The organism is Streptodolium elevatio (assembly GCF_040649515.1).
Taxonomy (GTDB): domain Bacteria; phylum Actinomycetota; class Actinomycetes; order Streptomycetales; family Streptomycetaceae; genus Yinghuangia; species Yinghuangia elevatio.
In genome coordinates this window covers 1-14310 of the sequence record NZ_JBEZFP010000193.1, presented here as the reverse complement: position 1 = coordinate 14310, position 14310 = coordinate 1, and the positions used below count along the sequence as shown (strand labels likewise).

The following is a 14310-nucleotide window of genomic DNA, read 5'->3' as shown; positions in this document are numbered from 1 at the left end:
GCAGCTCGGCCTGGGTTTGGCCGGGCAAGGTCCGCAACGCGGCGAGCGTGCGTGCCACGGTTCGCGGGCCCGGCGAGAATTTGAAGACACGACCTAGACCCACCACCAGCAGCCGAGGAAGGTGCCACCGGCGCTGAAGGCCGGGAATTCCATGGCGTTGCGGGTCTGCGGCCCGTACACGCCATCGCGGTCGGCCGGCGGGAAGCCGTGGAACGTCTGGACGTTGACGACCGCCTGCCTGGTGGACGGACCGTAGTCACCGTCGTGGGTGAGGCCTTGGCCGTAGCACTCGTTCAGCGCCAACTGGAGCACCCACACGGCGGTGTTGTTGTAGTCGTCCAGGCTCAGCACGCAGTTGGTCTGACCGGTGTTGTTGCCGACGCTCGGGACCAGCCAGCTGTACTGCGTTCCGTGGGCCGACTGGCTGGTCCAGTTGTCGCAGTGGACGGCGGCCGCGGCGGGAGGCGCCGCCGCGACGCCCGCCGTCACCGCTCCCACGGCCATCGCGAGCGCGGTTGCCGCACGTACCGCGCGGCTCCTGAAACGTGGCGTACTTCTCCGTGCCATGTCGCCCCCGGGGCGTGTGTCGGAGTGGTCCGGCGCACCAACTCACCTTGCCCACAAGGCCGAAGCCTCACAAGAGGAGCACGGCGAACGCACGCCCGACATTCCGCTTCCAGCCTCAACGAACCACAACCCCCGCGGCGACGCAGTCGGGGTGATTGCGGAGGGCGCGGCGTGCGTAGTAGGCGAAGGTGGCCTGGTGGCGCTTGGGCGTGGACGTCCAGTCGTGGGCCTCGCGGGCCAACTCGTCCGGCAGCGGCTTGATCGTCCCGGCGGACATGGCGAGGAGTTGGAGGCGGGCGGCGCGTTCGATCAGGACGGCGAGGTTGCAGGCCTCCTCGATCCCGCTGCCGGCGACGAGTTGGCCGTGGTGGGCCAACAGCACGGCGCGCTTTTCGCCGAGCGCGGCGGAGATGATCTCGCCCTCCTCGTTGCCCACGGGTATGCCCGGCCACGTGGGGAGGAAGGCGCAGTCGTCGTACAGCGGTGTGGTGTCCATCTGCGATATCGCCAGCGGGACTTCGAGCATCGACAGCGCGGACGCGTGCAGCGGGTGCGTGTGCACGATGCAGGTGACGTCCTCGCGGGCCCGGTAGATCCACGAGTGGAACCGGTTGGCGGGGTTGGCCATCCCGTCGCCTTCGAGCACGTTCAGGTCCTCGTCGACGAGCAGCAGGTTGTCCTCGGTGACTTCGTCGAAGCCGAGCCCGAGGCGCTGGGTGTAGTACGTGCCGGGTCGGTCGCCCCGAGCCGTGATCTGGCCCGCCAGGCCGGAGTCGTGGCCCGCGTCGTACAGGATCCGGCAGGTGAGCGCCAGCTTTTGACGGAGGGTCAGGCCGCTGTCGCCGAACTCCTCCGCCATCCGGCGCGCGGCGCGGTCGACCAGGACCTGCTTCGGGTCGTCGAGCGAGTTCGCCATGTCGTCGTCTCCTGGTCTCTGTAGGCACCGCCGCGTGGGCGTCGCCACGTGGGCGCCGCCGCGTGGGCGCCGCCGCGTGGGCGCCGCGAGGAGGTGCGGGCTCATTGTCGATCATGTGCGGCTTCGGCGTACCTACGGCTCGGCGTGCCGCCTGATCTCCCGGTTGTCGAGCACCGGCGGGTGGTCGGTGTCGAACTGGAGGTTGACCATGGCGAGGGCGAGGTCCTCGGCGCGGATCAGCGCTCCGGGAAACGGGCGCAGGACTGCCGCCGTCGCGCGGGCGGCCATCCCGGGACGGCGGTCGGGCGCCGGGTGTATGTACGCGGGGCGGTAGACGAGGAGGCGGCGCGGGTTGATCCCGGCCAACCGTGTCTCCGCCTCCGCCTTGACCCGCGCCCAGCGCAGTCGCGACCGGGGGTCCGCTCCGCGCGCGCTGAGAAAGTGAAAGGTGTGCTCGGGACTTGCCGCGGCGAGCGCCTCCGCGGCGGCGACCGCGTACCCGAGGGTGATCTCGCGGTAGGCGTCCGCGTCGCGCACTCGCGCCGAGGACGCGCCGAGACAGAAGAAGCAGCCGCTCACCCCGCTCAGCGCCGCACGGATCGGGGTCAGGTCGCCGAAGTCGGCGCACTGCACTTCGACGAGGCGCGGGTGCGAGAGTCCGAGCGGTCGCCTTGTGACCGCCCGCACTTCGCCGATCCGCTCGTCGGCGAGGCACCGCGCCACGACCGCGGATCCCGCTGTGCCCGTCGCCCCGAACACCAGGGCGACGGCCGGGGCCGGCCCCTCGGCTGGGGGACCGCCGGAAGGCCCGGCGGCAGGCGCGGCGGCAGGCGCGGCGGCGGGCCCGGTTGCAGAAGGATGCTCCATTGCCGGCGCGCCCCTCAGCAGCTCTGGAAGAAGAATTCGGCGTTCTCGCCGTCCGGCGCGAGGAACAGGTAACCGACCCCGTTGTCACCGAAGTTGACCTCGAAGGGCAGCTGGTACGAGTCGAGCTGTGCGACCAACTGCCAGTCTTCGCCGGGCAGATCGTCGCCCTGCAACCAAACCGGCACCACTTCGGGGCCGCCGAGCTGGTTCATCCGGATGCTGCCCGCGGCGTTCTTCCGGAGTTCGTCGAGCAACTCCTCCAGACGCACTTCGCGGTCGTCCTCGTCCTCGCCCGCGACCGGCGCCAGATCCCGCTGGACCTGGGCGAAGTCGACCTCCTCGTCCACCCGGATCAGGTGCACCCGCTCCAACGCGGTCGGTCCGGTGGCCGCCGCCCGTGTCTCGACGGACTTGGTGACCTGCCCGCCCGGCTGGACGACGGTCGCGTGTTCGCCCGAAAACCCGAGGGCGAACAGATACACCACGCGGTCCCCTTGCCCGTCTCCGTCGCCGCCGTCCCCCACCCGTACCCGAAATTGCCCCATGAACGACGCTAGTTCATTCGTATACGGATCCACCGGCCACTGCGGCGCCGCCAGCCAGTACGGCAGGCCGCCCAGCCGAGTGCCCTCTGCGACGGCTCCGTCGGCGTCATCCACGGGGTGATAGGACGTGAAGCGGTACCGCATGCGGCTCCCCGGTTGTCGACCGTCCGGCTGTGTCACCGCACAAGCTATCGCCGTCGCCCAAGAGGGGCATCATGCAGGAAAGGACCAACATCACGGGGGACGTCCATGCGGTTTCGCCGGTTCAGTCGATCAACACCGGCCGTCTCGCTGCTCGGCCGCTCGGTCGGGCGATGGATCGTCGTGGCGGTCGGGCTGGGAGTGCTGGTGTTCGCGCTCGTCTCGGCGGTCGATCCGTACCAGGAGACACGGGATTTCCGCGCGACCGCCAAGTGCGAGCGAGGCGACGACTGTCTCGCCGAGGAGCCTGCCTCGATTGCGGACCGCCGCACGTACACCACGACGTCGACCGACTCCGACGGCCACACGACTACGACCACCCACCACGAAGTCACGTGGCAACGGGCGGACGGTTCCCGGCAGTCCCGCGACGTGTCGGCGGGTTTCTACAAGAAGGCGGAGGAAGGGGCACCGGCCACACTGCGGCTGTGGCGGGGCGACGTCGTCGGCGTGGAGGTGATGGGCGCGGAGGAGACGTTCCTGCCCAAAGCCGCCGACTCGCTCGGCTTTTGGTTCCACCTGGCCTACTTCGGCCTCGGAGTGCTGCTCTGGGGGCTGCTGTTCGGCTGGTGGGACGGGTTCTTCATGCTCTGCTTCCGCACCATCGCATGGATGTTCACCAGCATCGTGCCCGTACGGATCGCGACGGACGCCCTGGCCTACGGCCTGAACAGCGAGTCCGCTCCCCTCGGGACGATCATCTTCGGCGTTTTCTTCACCGGCATCGCCGCCGTCATGCTGTTCTGCACACTCGGCAACACATGGTGACTAGGCCTCCGGCCCCGGCGAGGACATCCCAGCCCGATCGGAGTCGCTACGGAGGACACAGAACTCATTGCCCTCGGGATCCGCGAGTACGGCCCAACCCGCGCCGTCGGGCTCCCGGCGGTCCGCAACCAGGCCGGCCCCCAGAGCCAACAGCCGCTCGACCTCCTCCTCGCGCGAGGTCGTCGGACGCAGGCACAAGTGGATCCGGTTCTTGACCGTCTTCGGCTCCGGCACCTGGTTGAAATACAGCACAGCGCCCTCCGGAAGCATCACCTGCGTCTCGTGAGAGCCAGGCTTGGCCTCGGGATCGAGCGGACATCCGGTCACCTCACTCCAGAAGCGAGCCAGCCCGTACGCATCCGAACAGTCGACCGCCAAGTTCTGCACCACCGAAACCATCCCCCCACCCTGCCCGAGCACCCACCACCACGCCAACAGAAAGCCCCCTGCGCTGCCCGCGTCAGCTCACCCAGTCGAGCACATCCCGCACATCAGGAACGTCGCGGTACGGCCGCAAGGCAGTGAGGACCACCCGGACCCGTTCCGCCGTTCGTTCACTGGCCACGTCCGAGGACAGAGAGATCACTCGATGAGCCGTCGCGGCGGCTTCCTCCGGCTCGTTCGCCTCCGCGTAGGCCACCGCAAGCCAGGACAGGTACAGCGCAAGCTCACGGGTGTGCGTCGCGTCGTACCGTTCGAGCACATCTCGCAGTATCGGAACTGCCCTCAGCGGTCGGTGCAGTTCCGTGTAGACACGAGCTTCCATGACTTGCAGTTCGCCGGCATCGACCCAGTAGAGGTAGCCGGGTTCGTCTTCGTCGGCATGCTCAGCGAGAGCTTCGGCAGCCGCTCCGAGCGCACGTATCGCGTCTTGCGAGGCTTGCGCTTTGGCGTGTGCCCACGCCACTCGATCGGAGTACAGGGCTCTCGCCCGCGGTGGTCCGTCCGTGGCTTGCTCACAAGCCGTTGTAGCCATGGTGACCCCGGCTCGCACGTCTCCTGTGTTGCTGCGCTGGTAGGCCAGCGACCCGAGGAGGTTCGCACCCAGCGTCAAGTCACCCGCCCTGTGCGACGCGACAATGCCGAGGCGGTAGATGCGTTCGGCTTCGACGTGCCGCCCCGCATCACTCGCGATCCACCCCGCAATCTGCGCCAACTCGCCGATGCCCCGCAACAGTTCTCGACCAACCGAGTCGGAGTACGAGGCATCGCTGTAGAGGCGGACCGCCGTACGGAGTTCACGCAGCGCGGGACCGATCAGGTCTCCGCCGGCCAACACGTCGTCGGCGAGCCTCAACCCATGGACGCGCTGTGTCAGATCCCGTACTGCGGACATGCCGATCTGCCGACCGGACGCGGCGTCCGGCGGCTCCAAGGGATCATCAGGCGGCAGGAAGTCGGCGATCGTCGTGGGGGTCCTCTCCCGGGCCTTGATCGATGCCGCGCGCTCCAAGTCGGCTACCGGGATCGACAGCGCGCCGGCCACGAACGGCAGCCACTCGCGCGGTGTGCGCCGCCCGGTTTCGTAGCGGTAGATCTCCTGGCGTCCGAGCGTGTCGACAGGCACCCCAGCGGCACGACAGACCTCGCGCGCAAGGTCCGCTTGGCTCCAGCCCCTGGCCGTACGCGCTTGCTTGATCAACTCCGCCGCCGTCTGCCTGCGCATCCGTCCAGTCTGGTCTACAACTGGGCCTACACGCGGCATCTTTCTACACCCCACCGATTCGCGGTTCACTCGAAGCACTAACCATCCGGTGGGCCTTGGGAGCGTGGGCGTGAGTGCCCGATCTCCGCGCTTCCCTCCCGGCCCGAGCATGTGGACCGACTATCCACGTCCATCTACGAACTGCCGTGTGAGCGTGCCTTGAAGGTCCATGTACACGTTGGGAGGGAAGGGCATGAACGTGACCCCGAATGTGGCAGCGAGCGCACTCGTGCCTCTGCACTTGGACTACGCGACAGCCGTTGAAGGCAGCGTGCCGGACGGTGTGACGACTTTCGACCAGGAGCGCCAGGTGACGCTGTTTGACGGTGTGCCGTTCTCGAAGACCGACCCGGGCATCCGTTCGCAGGTGACGACCTCCAACATCCGGTCGGACGGAGTGCAGGGCGCCATCGACGCCGGGCAGCCGGACGACGCCACGCCCAATGCCTGACCGCCCGCGAATTCTGGTCGCGACAGGGCCTGTCGACGCAACCGCCGATCTCGTGATCGACGAACTCAACCGGCGCCGCGTTCGGCTCGCTCGTGTTGACACCGGAGCGTTCCCGGACTCGGTCACTCTCTCGGCGCGCGTCGGCGCGGATGGATGGACCGGCGAGATCGCCTCCGGGTCGCGCGCTGTCCGCTTGGAGGGCTTGCGCGCTGTCTACTGGCGCCGACCATCGGCCTACCCGGCCGAAGTCGCTGCGCCCGGCCCGCCCCGCGCATTCGCGTCCCGCGAAGCACGTGCCGGAATGGGAGGAGTGCTCTACTCGCTGCCCCACGTCACCTGGATGAACCATCCCCACGCGATCATCGCGTGCACCAAGCCGACGCAACTCGCGGCGTTCGTACGGGCCGGGCTCGCCGTACCCGACACGTGGATCGGGAACGTGCCGGAGCGTCACGGCGCATTCTGCGCCGAAGGCCCTACCGTCTCGAAGACACTCGGGCCCATCACCTACGACGGACCCGATGGATACCGCGTGCTGTATGCAAGCCGAGTCCCGCCCGAACACTACGGGGACCCACGAGCACGGGCGACCGCCAATCTGCTACAACGCGAGGTCGCGGAAAAGGTGGCTGAATACCGCGTCGCGGTGGTCGGGGAACGGCTGTTCATCAGCGAACTGCACGCCTGTGGTCCCTATCTCGACATCCGCGCCGTGAACGCCGACAACGTCGTCTACAAGTCCGGGACGCTACCGGACGTCGTACAGGAAGCGATCCGGACCGTGACCCGCGGGTTCGGTCTGCTGTTTGCCGCGTGGGACCTGTTGCGCGACGAAGAGGGAACCGTATGGGCGCTCGAACTCAACCCCGCCGGGCAGTGGGCATTCACGCCCGACAGTGACGAGATCTGCAACGCCATCGCCGATCACTTGGAAGAAGCCGCCCACGCATGAACGATCCGATCAGCGACGAAGGTGCCTTACTGCGCGCGCAGTTGACGGAACGGCTGCGGGCCGCCGGGCACGCGCGTACGTCGGGCGTGGCCGAATCGTTCCGGGAAGAGCCCCGACACTTGTACGTACCGCGCTTCATCCGCCAACACCGCACGGACGACGGCGGATGGCAGACGGAGGAGGTGAGCGAGGGACACCCGCATTGGTTGTCCGAGGTCTACGCCGATCAGGTGCTCCTGACATCCACGTGGCCGAACATGTCGTCGTCCACTGTGCCGTCGCTCATGGCGGACATGCTCGACGCGCTCGACGTTCGGCCCGGCATGAAGGTGACCGAGATCGGCGCCGGGACCGGATACAACGCTGGCATCCTCGGGCGGCTCGCGGGGGACGAGAACGTACTCTCAGTCGACGTCGCGCCCGAACTGGTCGCCGCTGCACGCGCCTCACTCGCCAGTGCGGGGCACGGCAAGGTGTCGGTCATTTGTGCGGACGGCGGCAGCGCCGAACCGCTGCGCGCGGACAGCGCCGATCGCCTGATCGCCACGTGCGGCGTCGACGACATCCCGGTCGGGTGGCTGCGGGCGGTACGGCCGGGCGGGCGCATCGTCGCCCCGGTCGGCGCAGGCGTCGCGGTGCTCGACGTGGACGAGCAGCACGGAGCGCATGGCAGGTTCCTGGCGACGGCCGCCTACTTCATGGGGTTGCGCCCGGCGGACGGCAGCCCGTTGATGGTCCGTCCCGACGCACCCGACGGACCCGCGAAACCCTGCGGGATGCCGCTCGCCGCGTGGGAAGAAACCCGGTTCACGTTCCTGGTGTCCTTCGCGCTGCCGTCTGCCGATGTCCTCACCGACACACCGGCAGACGGGGGGTTGGTCATCTGGCACCGTGACGGGTCGATCGCGCACATCACCGGCGACGGCACAGCGTAGGAGGCCGGACCGCGGCGGCTCGCGGACCTGCTCGGGCAACTCTGGGCGGAGCACGTCGCACACGGCAAGCCCCCGCACGACGCGTACCGAATGAGCGTGACACCGGGCGGAGAGCGAACCGTCACAGGCGAGTACCAGGGCGCCACGTGGCCAGTCCTACCGCGCCACGCCGAGCAAGACGCTTCGGTTGTCAGTGAGGGGCCTCCTTAAGCTTCAAGTCGCAGATGCGTGCTCTGCTGTCGCTGCGACGAAGCGAGTCCACCGATCTGCGGGCACTCGCAGCGCCGACCGCTCGCGTGAGGCCTTCGAGTCACGAACCGCGGCGTCGGAGGCCACCGAAACGCGGAGCTGCGGGAGGGGGGCGCTGTGGGGGCGGGGGCGGGCCGTGGTGGTGTCGGCGAAAAGGTTTTGGACTTGATCCTCGCGCCGCTGTCACATCGTGTTCTCGGGCTCCGTCAGTGCTGTGTAGGCAGAGCGAAGCGCAGAACACGAGACGAGGGCCCGGGCACACGGGTCCGGAACGCAGACAGGCGGGGATCAAGATGCAGCAGTCCACGAAGAAGATCGCGGTCGCCGGGGCCACCGGGCGTCTGGGCAGCCACGTCGTACGGATCCTCACCGAGCACGGCCACGAGGTCGTCGCGATCTCCCGCTCGGCGGGCGTCGACATCGTCACCGGTGAGGGCCTCGCGGACGCGCTGGCCGGGGTCGACATCGTCGTCGACACCGCGAGCACCCCCTCGCCCGTGGAGCAGGACGCCGTCGACTTCTTCACGGCCTCGGCGGCCAACCTCCACGAGGCGGGCGGGAAGGCCGGGGTCGAGCGGATCGTGTCGGTGTCCATCATCGGGATCGACGCGTCGACCGGCGGCTACAACCTGGCCAAGGTGGTCCACGAGAAGGCCCTGCTCGCCGGGCCGCTGCCGGTCCAGATCCTGCGTGCGGCGCAGTTCCACGAGTTCGTCGAGCTGCTGGTGAGCTGGGGCCGCCAGGGCGACACCGCGTACGTGCCGCGGATGCGCACCCAGTTGGTCGCCTGCTCGGCCGTCGCGCAGGCCCTCGTCGACCTGGCCGAGGGTCCGGCGCCCGAGGCGGGTGCCGCGGCGGCGCCGTTCCCGGAGATCGCCGGGCCGCGCGAGGAGAACCTCGCCGCGGTGGCGAAGCTGGTCTTCGCGCGGCGCGGCGAGACCGTCGAGGTGATCGAGGTCAGCTCCCCCGACACTCCCGACCGCGAGCTACTGGAGAGCGGCGCCCTGCTCCCGGGCGCGGACGCGAAGCTCGCCGGCCCGGCGTTCGCGGACTGGCTGGCCGCCTCCTCCTGACCCGGCCGGGTCGCGCGGTCGGGGACCGCGCGGCCGTCGGCTACGTGCCCCGCAACCGTGCGGCCCCCCGGCCGCGCGGCGCATGCCGCGCGGTCAGGATGCCGACGGGCCGGCACTCGCGTCAGCGGCGCAGGGTGTCGGCCCAGTTCGCGGGTACGCGCCCGGCCGGGCCGGGCGCCGGCTGGTCCTCCGGGTGGCTCTCCGGCGGTGCCAGATCTGGCCCCGACTCGTACATCTCGGACGTCTCGTAGTTCCAGAACCAGGCCTCGCCCGGCTCGAAGCTGCGGACGACCGGGTGCCCCGTCGCCTTGAAGTGCGCGGTGGCGTGCTTGGCGGGCGAGGAGTCGCAGCAGCCGACGTGCCCGCACTGGGCGCAGCGGCGCAGGTGGAACCACCAGCCGCCGGTGGCGTCGCACTCACTGCATCCGGTGCCGCTCGGTTCGGCGGCGGGGTCGACTCCGGCGGGCGATGTCATGGCGACTCCTCGGGTGTCTCGCGGGTCCCGGTCTCAGGCCCGGTCTCGGTCTCCGCCCCGGGCGCGGGCCCGGTCTCGGGCCCCGTCTCGGACCCTGACTCCGTCTCGGTCCCGGTGTCCGGTGCGGTCAGCGGCAGACGTACCTGGAACGTCGTGTCGCCAGGTGCGGATACCACGTGCAGGCTCCCGTGATGCTTGTTGACCACGATCCGCCACGAGATCGCGAGCCCGAGCCCCGTGCCCTCGCCGACCGGCTTGGTGGTGAAGAAGGGGTCGTAGATGCGCTCCCGGATCTCCGGGTCGATCCCCGGCCCCGTGTCGTGAAACTCGACGAGGAGCTGGTCGCGGTCGTGGGTGGTGCGCACGGTCAGCGTGCCCTCGCCGTCCATCGCCGCGACGGCGTTGTCGATGAGGTTGGTCCACACCTGGTTCAACTCGCCCGGGTACGCCGGGACCCGCGGCAGCGACCGGTCGTAGTCCTTCTCGACGCGGATGCCGGAGCCGATCTTCCTGCCGAGCATCGTCAGCGTGCTGTCCAGGAGTTCGTGGACGTCGGCGTCCTGGGAGGGCGCGCGGTCGAGCTGCGAGTACTGCTTCGCCGCGTCGACGAGCTGCGAGATGCGGGTCGTGGAGTCCTCGATCTCCGCCATCAGCAGCTCGGTCTCGACGGTGTAGTTGAGCCACCGGATCGCGCCTTCGAGGATCTGCTCGTCCACCGCCGCCGCGACGTTCTCCAGCCAGTCGACGTCGAGTCCGGCCTGTACGAACGTCGGTGCGATGTTCCAGCCTTCGGCGATGCCGTGGTCGTCGAGCCAGTCGGCGAGGGCGTCCTCGCGGTCGCTGGCCTCGATCGGGCTGAGCGGCGTCGCCTTGGAGACCTGTTCGGCGGTGCGCTCCTGGATCTCGACCAGCGTCGCCAGCGTCTCGCGCTTGTACGGTCCGGACGCGATGGCCTTCAGCTTGTGCCGCATCCCGGCGACGCGCTCGCGCAGGGCCGAGGTCGCGCGTACGGCCGCCGCGGCGGGGTTGTTCAGCTCGTGCGTGAGCCCCGCCGACAACGAGCCGAGGGCGAGCAGCCGTTCGCGCTGGCCGACGACCTGCTGGGTGCTCTGGTTGCCGAAGAAGAGCCCCTCCAGCAGGTGCACGGCCATCGGGAACCAGTCGCGCATGACCGCGGCGAAGGTCTCGGCGGGCAGGATGAAGAGGCGTGACTGCTCGGGCACCCGGCACGAACCCTGGTAGTGCGCCCGGGTGGGGTCGGTGGCGTACGCCTGGAAGGCCCCGGCGTACGCCCCGCGGTCCGAACTGCGGGTGACCTCCAGGTCGTCGGCACCGACCCGGCGCGAGAGCACGAGCGTGCCTTCGAGCAGGACGTAGAAGCATGTCGCCGGCTCGCCCTCGCGGTAGAGGTAGCCGGGCTCGAACCGCTCCACGCGCCCTTCTGCGCACAGTCGGGCCAGTTGCTCGTCGGTCAGCTTCTCGAAGAGGAACAGCGTGCTGAGCTCTTCGACTTCACAAGGCATCGGCACGCCGGTCACGACAGTTCCTCCCCGTTCACGACTGCTCCAGGTAGCGGTGCACGAGCATCACGGCCATGGCTCCCTCTCCGACGGCGGAGGCGACACGTTTGGCGGACTCGGAGCGTGCGTCGCCCGCCACGAACACGCCCGGCACGTTGGTCTCCAGGTGGTACGGCGGACGGTCCAGGTCCCAACCGCTGGGCTCCTGACCGCCGATGGTCAGGTCCGGGCCGGCCACGATGAACCCGCGCGGGTCACGGGTCACCGTCCCCTCCAGCCAGTCGGTGAGCGGGGCGGCGCCGATGAACACGAACATCCACTGCGCGTCCACGAGTTCGGTCTGCCCGGTGGCCACGTCGCGCAGCGTGAGCTGTTCGAGGTGGTCCGAGCCGTGGGCCGCCTCGACCACGGTTCCGGTGCGCACGCTGATGTTGGGCGCCTGCTCGATCTGCTGGATCAGGTAGTGCGACATCGACGCGGAGAGCGAGGGCCCGCGTACGAGCAGGGTCACCGACTTGGCGCCGCGCGCGAGGTACATCGCGGCCTGCCCGGCGGAGTTGGCGCCGCCGACGATGTAGACGTCCTCGCCCGAGCAGGCGGCGGCCTCGGTCAGCGCGGAGCCGTAGTAGACGCCGCACCCCGTCAGCGGCGCCAGCCCCGGCACCTCCAGCTGGCGGTACGACACGCCGGTCGCCAGGATCACGCTGTGCCCCGAGATGACGGACCCGTCCGCGAAGCGCACGCCGCGCGACGAACCGGTCACCTCCAGCCCGGTGACCTCGCGCGCGGTCAGGATTTCCGCACCGAACTTGGTGGCCTGCCGCCGCGCCCGGTCGGTGAGCTGGGCGCCCGACACGCCGTCCGGGAAGCCGAGGTAGTTCTCGATCCGGGAGCTCTGCCCGGCCTGCCCGCCGGTGGCCGAGCGCTCCACCAGGACGGTCCGCAGCCCCTCCGACGCCCCGTACACCGCCGCACCGAGCCCGGCCGGGCCGCCGCCGATGACGATCAGGTCGTAGAAGTCCTCGGTCGGCATGGTGGCCAGCCCCACCTGCGCGGCGAGGTCGGGTTCCGCGGGCTCCACCAGCGTGGTGCCGTCCGGGGTGATCACCAGCGGCAGGCGCTCGCTGTCCGCCTGGGCGGCGGTCAGCAGCCGCTGCCCCTCGGGCTCGTCGCAGGAGTACCAGCGGTACGGCACCTGGTTGCGCGCGAGGAACTCGCGTACCGCCGACGACTGCGCCGACCAGCGGTGGCCGACGACCTTGGTGGTCGGCACCTGCTTGTGGTCGGAGGCTCGCCACGCCGCGAGCAGGTCGTCGAGGACCGGGTACAGCTTCTCCTCGGGCGGGTCCCAGGGTTTGAGCAGGTAGTGGTCGAGGTCGACCACGTTGATCGCGTCGATGGCGGCGTTGGTGTCGGCGTACGCGGTGAGCAGCACGCGCCGCGCGCTCGGGTAGATGTCGACCGCCTGCTCGAGGAACTCGATGCCGTTCATCTGCGGCATGCGGTAGTCGGCCAGGATGACCGCCACCAGGTCGCCGCGCAGCTTGAGCTCCCGCAGCGCGTCCAGGGCCGTCGCGGCCGATTCGGCGCGCACGATCCGGTACATCCCGCCGTACCGCCGCCGCAGGTCGCGGGCGACGGCACGGGAAACGCCCGGATCGTCGTCCACGGTCAGAATCACTGTCTGCCGTGAGCCTGCTGTCTCTGCCACGCCTCTCCCACCCGAATTGCTCGATAGTCGCTCGATCCGACGCCGCCCGGCACCGAGAGTCACCGGCACACCCCCAACGCCCACTCATCGTATTGGCGCACGTTCGATCATGCAGTTCCGTGGGCGTACCGCTTGTTTGCCGGTCGCGCACCGGCCGGAGGCGGGGTCCCGGGAGGCTACTTCCCGGCTGCCCGGGCGACGTTGCGGGCCCACAGGACCAAGGGGATCTGGAGGGGCACGCGGGCGATGGCCGCGGCCCGCCAGGGCGCGGGGCGGCGGCGCCAGTTGTACGCCATCTGGACGTTGGCGGGCGTGACGGCGACGAAGAACCCGGCGGCGGCGTAGGCGCTCATCCGGCGGGTCCTCGGCACCGCGATACCGATGGCGAGCGCCAGTTCGACGGCTCCGCTGACCTGGGTCCAGGTACGCGGCTTCCCCGGCAGCTGCCGCGGGATGACCGCGTCGAACTGGGACGGGGCGGCGGCATGGGCGACGGCGGCACCGGCGAGCAGTCCGGCGAGCAGGCGGGCGGATGGTTCATTGCTGGGCACGCGGCGGCCTCCGGGGCCTCGGGTCAACTGGGTCAACTGGGTCAACTGCGGCAACTGCGGCAACCGGGAGGCCGGAGTAGCCGCCCACGGACAGCCACACTATTTAATGGCGAGTCAATAGCACCTTGCCCGTGCCGCCCGGCCCCGGCAACCCCCACTGTCCCTGGATGTCGCAGGAGTCCTCTGATACCACCGGAACACCCGTCCCGGGATCGCCACCGTCCAGGAGGTACCACGCATGGGCCGCTTCACCCGCGAGGAACTGCAAGGCGCTCTCTCCCACTACAACTCGGTCGTCGCCACATGCGTCGAGTCGGGCGACTGGACCGCGTTCGCGGACCTGTTCACCGAGGACGTCGTCTACACCGAGCACGCGTACGGCGTGTTCACCGGCCGCGAGGCCGTCCGGTCGTGGATCAAGGAGGTCATGGCGCCGTTCCCGACGATGCGCTTCCCGCAGGACTGGGTCGCGTACGACGAGGAGAACGGCGCCATCGTGCTCGGCCTGCGCAACGTGCTGCCGCATCCCACGGACGCGGGGGCCGAGTTCGGGTTCGCGAACTGGACCCGGCTGGTGTACGCGGGAGACGGCCTCTTCTCGTCCGAGGAGGACTGCTACAACCCGGCCCGTGACGCGCCCGCCGCGATAGGCGGCTGGCTGGAGGCCGGCGGCAAGCCCGCCAAGGAGATCGTCACCCACGACGAGCGCGCCCTGTGACGGCACCCCCTCGGCTCGGTGAGCGTCGCCCCCGCGCAGTCGGGTGAGCCTCGCCCCCGCGCGGTCGCCGAGATCCGCGGACTCCGCCCCGAGTCGGGCGGGTCCG

Annotated in this window: 17 protein-coding genes; 6 read left to right on the top strand and 11 right to left on the bottom strand. The window is 69.8% G+C overall.

Annotated features, from left to right (window positions below):
• Positions 1 to 93: 93 nt before the first annotated feature.
• From AB0C36_RS40235 to AB0C36_RS40220, 4 genes are all read right to left on the bottom strand, one after another.
• Positions 94 to 504, bottom strand: coding sequence for a peptidoglycan-binding domain-containing protein (locus AB0C36_RS40235; protein ID WP_358363981.1), 411 nt, complete (start codon positions 502 to 504; stop codon positions 94 to 96).
• Positions 505 to 682: 178 nt separating this feature from the next.
• Positions 683 to 1483 (bottom strand): aldolase, encoded by an 801-nt coding sequence (locus AB0C36_RS40230; protein WP_358363979.1) that lies wholly within the window; start codon positions 1481 to 1483, stop codon positions 683 to 685.
• 132 nt (positions 1484 to 1615) lie between these two features.
• Positions 1616 to 2350: an NAD(P)H-binding protein gene (locus AB0C36_RS40225; RefSeq protein ID WP_358363976.1), complete on the bottom strand. Its 735-nt coding sequence runs from the start codon at positions 2348 to 2350 to the stop codon at positions 1616 to 1618.
• Positions 2351 to 2364: 14 nt separating this feature from the next.
• Positions 2365 to 3009, bottom strand: coding sequence for a YwqG family protein (locus AB0C36_RS40220; protein ID WP_358363975.1), 645 nt, complete (start codon positions 3007 to 3009; stop codon positions 2365 to 2367).
• A gap of 135 nt (positions 3010 to 3144) precedes the next feature.
• On the opposite strand from AB0C36_RS40220, the gene AB0C36_RS40215 reads away from it, so the two are divergent.
• Positions 3145 to 3864, top strand: a complete 720-nt coding sequence (locus AB0C36_RS40215; protein ID WP_358363973.1) for a hypothetical protein — start codon at positions 3145 to 3147, stop codon at positions 3862 to 3864.
• Here AB0C36_RS40215 and AB0C36_RS40210 read toward each other — a convergent pair whose 3' ends face one another.
• Positions 3865 to 4263: a VOC family protein gene (locus AB0C36_RS40210; RefSeq protein ID WP_358363971.1), complete on the bottom strand. Its 399-nt coding sequence runs from the start codon at positions 4261 to 4263 to the stop codon at positions 3865 to 3867. It lies immediately after the preceding gene.
• A gap of 61 nt (positions 4264 to 4324) precedes the next feature.
• A complete protein-coding gene (locus AB0C36_RS40205) occupies positions 4325 to 5530 on the bottom strand; it encodes an NsdA family TPR-like regulatory protein (RefSeq protein ID WP_358363969.1) in 1206 nt (401 codons plus the stop codon).
• A 232-nt stretch (positions 5531 to 5762) separates the two neighbouring features.
• Between AB0C36_RS40205 and AB0C36_RS40200 the strand changes: the two genes are divergently transcribed.
• Genes AB0C36_RS40200 through AB0C36_RS40190 form a run of 3 tightly spaced genes read left to right on the top strand, consistent with a single transcriptional unit; the run spans position 5763 to position 7907 of the window.
• On the top strand, positions 5763 to 6020 hold the full coding sequence (locus AB0C36_RS40200; RefSeq protein WP_358363967.1) for a hypothetical protein: 258 nt from the start codon (positions 5763 to 5765) through the stop codon (positions 6018 to 6020).
• Positions 6013 to 6972, top strand: coding sequence for an MvdC/MvdD family ATP grasp protein (locus AB0C36_RS40195; RefSeq protein WP_358363966.1), 960 nt, complete (start codon positions 6013 to 6015; stop codon positions 6970 to 6972). The genes AB0C36_RS40200 and AB0C36_RS40195 overlap by 8 nt, the downstream gene beginning before the upstream one ends.
• Positions 6969 to 7907: a methyltransferase domain-containing protein gene (locus AB0C36_RS40190; protein ID WP_358363964.1), complete on the top strand. Its 939-nt coding sequence runs from the start codon at positions 6969 to 6971 to the stop codon at positions 7905 to 7907. The genes AB0C36_RS40195 and AB0C36_RS40190 overlap by 4 nt, the downstream gene beginning before the upstream one ends.
• A 213-nt stretch (positions 7908 to 8120) precedes the next feature.
• Here the strand turns inward: AB0C36_RS40190 and AB0C36_RS40185 are convergent, their stop codons facing one another.
• On the bottom strand, positions 8121 to 8243 hold the full coding sequence (locus tag AB0C36_RS40185; RefSeq protein ID WP_358363962.1) for a DUF397 domain-containing protein: 123 nt from the start codon (positions 8241 to 8243) through the stop codon (positions 8121 to 8123).
• A 206-nt stretch (positions 8244 to 8449) separates the two neighbouring features.
• Between AB0C36_RS40185 and AB0C36_RS40180 the strand changes: the two genes are divergently transcribed.
• Positions 8450 to 9229 carry an SDR family oxidoreductase gene (locus tag AB0C36_RS40180; RefSeq protein WP_358363960.1) on the top strand — a complete coding sequence of 260 codons (780 nt, stop codon included), beginning with the start codon at positions 8450 to 8452 and terminating at the stop codon, positions 9227 to 9229.
• Positions 9230 to 9350: 121 nt separating this feature from the next.
• Here the strand turns inward: AB0C36_RS40180 and AB0C36_RS40175 are convergent, their stop codons facing one another.
• The 4 genes from AB0C36_RS40175 to AB0C36_RS40160 all read right to left on the bottom strand — a co-directional run bounded on the left by AB0C36_RS40175 (position 9351) and on the right by AB0C36_RS40160 (position 13486).
• On the bottom strand, positions 9351 to 9704 hold the full coding sequence (locus tag AB0C36_RS40175) for a UBP-type zinc finger domain-containing protein (protein WP_358363957.1): 354 nt from the start codon (positions 9702 to 9704) through the stop codon (positions 9351 to 9353).
• On the bottom strand, positions 9701 to 11242 hold the full coding sequence (locus AB0C36_RS40170; RefSeq protein ID WP_358363955.1) for an ATP-binding protein: 1542 nt from the start codon (positions 11240 to 11242) through the stop codon (positions 9701 to 9703). Before AB0C36_RS40170 ends, AB0C36_RS40175 begins: the two co-directional genes overlap by 4 nt.
• Positions 11243 to 11258: 16 nt before the next feature.
• Positions 11259 to 12935 carry an NAD(P)/FAD-dependent oxidoreductase gene (locus tag AB0C36_RS40165; RefSeq protein ID WP_358363953.1) on the bottom strand — a complete coding sequence of 559 codons (1677 nt, stop codon included), beginning with the start codon at positions 12933 to 12935 and terminating at the stop codon, positions 11259 to 11261.
• 176 nt (positions 12936 to 13111) lie between these two features.
• Entirely contained in the window at positions 13112 to 13486 is a 375-nt protein-coding gene (locus AB0C36_RS40160; RefSeq protein WP_358363951.1) for a DoxX family protein, read from the bottom strand.
• Positions 13487 to 13724: 238 nt separating this feature from the next.
• Here AB0C36_RS40160 and AB0C36_RS40155 point away from each other — a divergent pair, with 238 nt between their 5' ends.
• Positions 13725 to 14204 carry a nuclear transport factor 2 family protein gene (locus AB0C36_RS40155; RefSeq protein ID WP_358363950.1) on the top strand — a complete coding sequence of 160 codons (480 nt, stop codon included), beginning with the start codon at positions 13725 to 13727 and terminating at the stop codon, positions 14202 to 14204.
• Positions 14205 to 14310 lie beyond the last annotated feature (106 nt).

Excerpts from the sequence above, each read along its gene's own strand:
- AB0C36_RS40235 (WP_358363981.1), bottom strand. The coding sequence starts at position 504 with ATGGCCGTGGGAGCGGTGACGGCGGGCGTCGCGGCGGCGCCTCCCGCC.
- AB0C36_RS40230 (WP_358363979.1), bottom strand. The coding sequence starts at position 1,483 with ATGGCGAACTCGCTCGACGACCCGAAGCAGGTCCTGGTCGACCGCGCC.
- AB0C36_RS40225 (WP_358363976.1), bottom strand. The coding sequence starts at position 2,350 with ATGGAGCATCCTTCTGCAACCGGGCCCGCCGCCGCGCCTGCCGCCGCG.
- AB0C36_RS40215 (WP_358363973.1), top strand. The coding sequence starts at position 3,145 with ATGCGGTTTCGCCGGTTCAGTCGATCAACACCGGCCGTCTCGCTGCTC.
- AB0C36_RS40210 (WP_358363971.1), bottom strand. The coding sequence starts at position 4,263 with ATGGTTTCGGTGGTGCAGAACTTGGCGGTCGACTGTTCGGATGCGTAC.
- AB0C36_RS40205 (WP_358363969.1), bottom strand. The coding sequence starts at position 5,530 with ATGCGCAGGCAGACGGCGGCGGAGTTGATCAAGCAAGCGCGTACGGCC.
- AB0C36_RS40200 (WP_358363967.1), top strand. The coding sequence starts at position 5,763 with ATGAACGTGACCCCGAATGTGGCAGCGAGCGCACTCGTGCCTCTGCAC.
- AB0C36_RS40195 (WP_358363966.1), top strand. The coding sequence starts at position 6,013 with ATGCCTGACCGCCCGCGAATTCTGGTCGCGACAGGGCCTGTCGACGCA.
- AB0C36_RS40190 (WP_358363964.1), top strand. The coding sequence starts at position 6,969 with ATGAACGATCCGATCAGCGACGAAGGTGCCTTACTGCGCGCGCAGTTG.
- AB0C36_RS40180 (WP_358363960.1), top strand. The coding sequence starts at position 8,450 with ATGCAGCAGTCCACGAAGAAGATCGCGGTCGCCGGGGCCACCGGGCGT.
- AB0C36_RS40175 (WP_358363957.1), bottom strand. The coding sequence starts at position 9,704 with ATGACATCGCCCGCCGGAGTCGACCCCGCCGCCGAACCGAGCGGCACC.
- AB0C36_RS40155 (WP_358363950.1), top strand. The coding sequence starts at position 13,725 with ATGGGCCGCTTCACCCGCGAGGAACTGCAAGGCGCTCTCTCCCACTAC.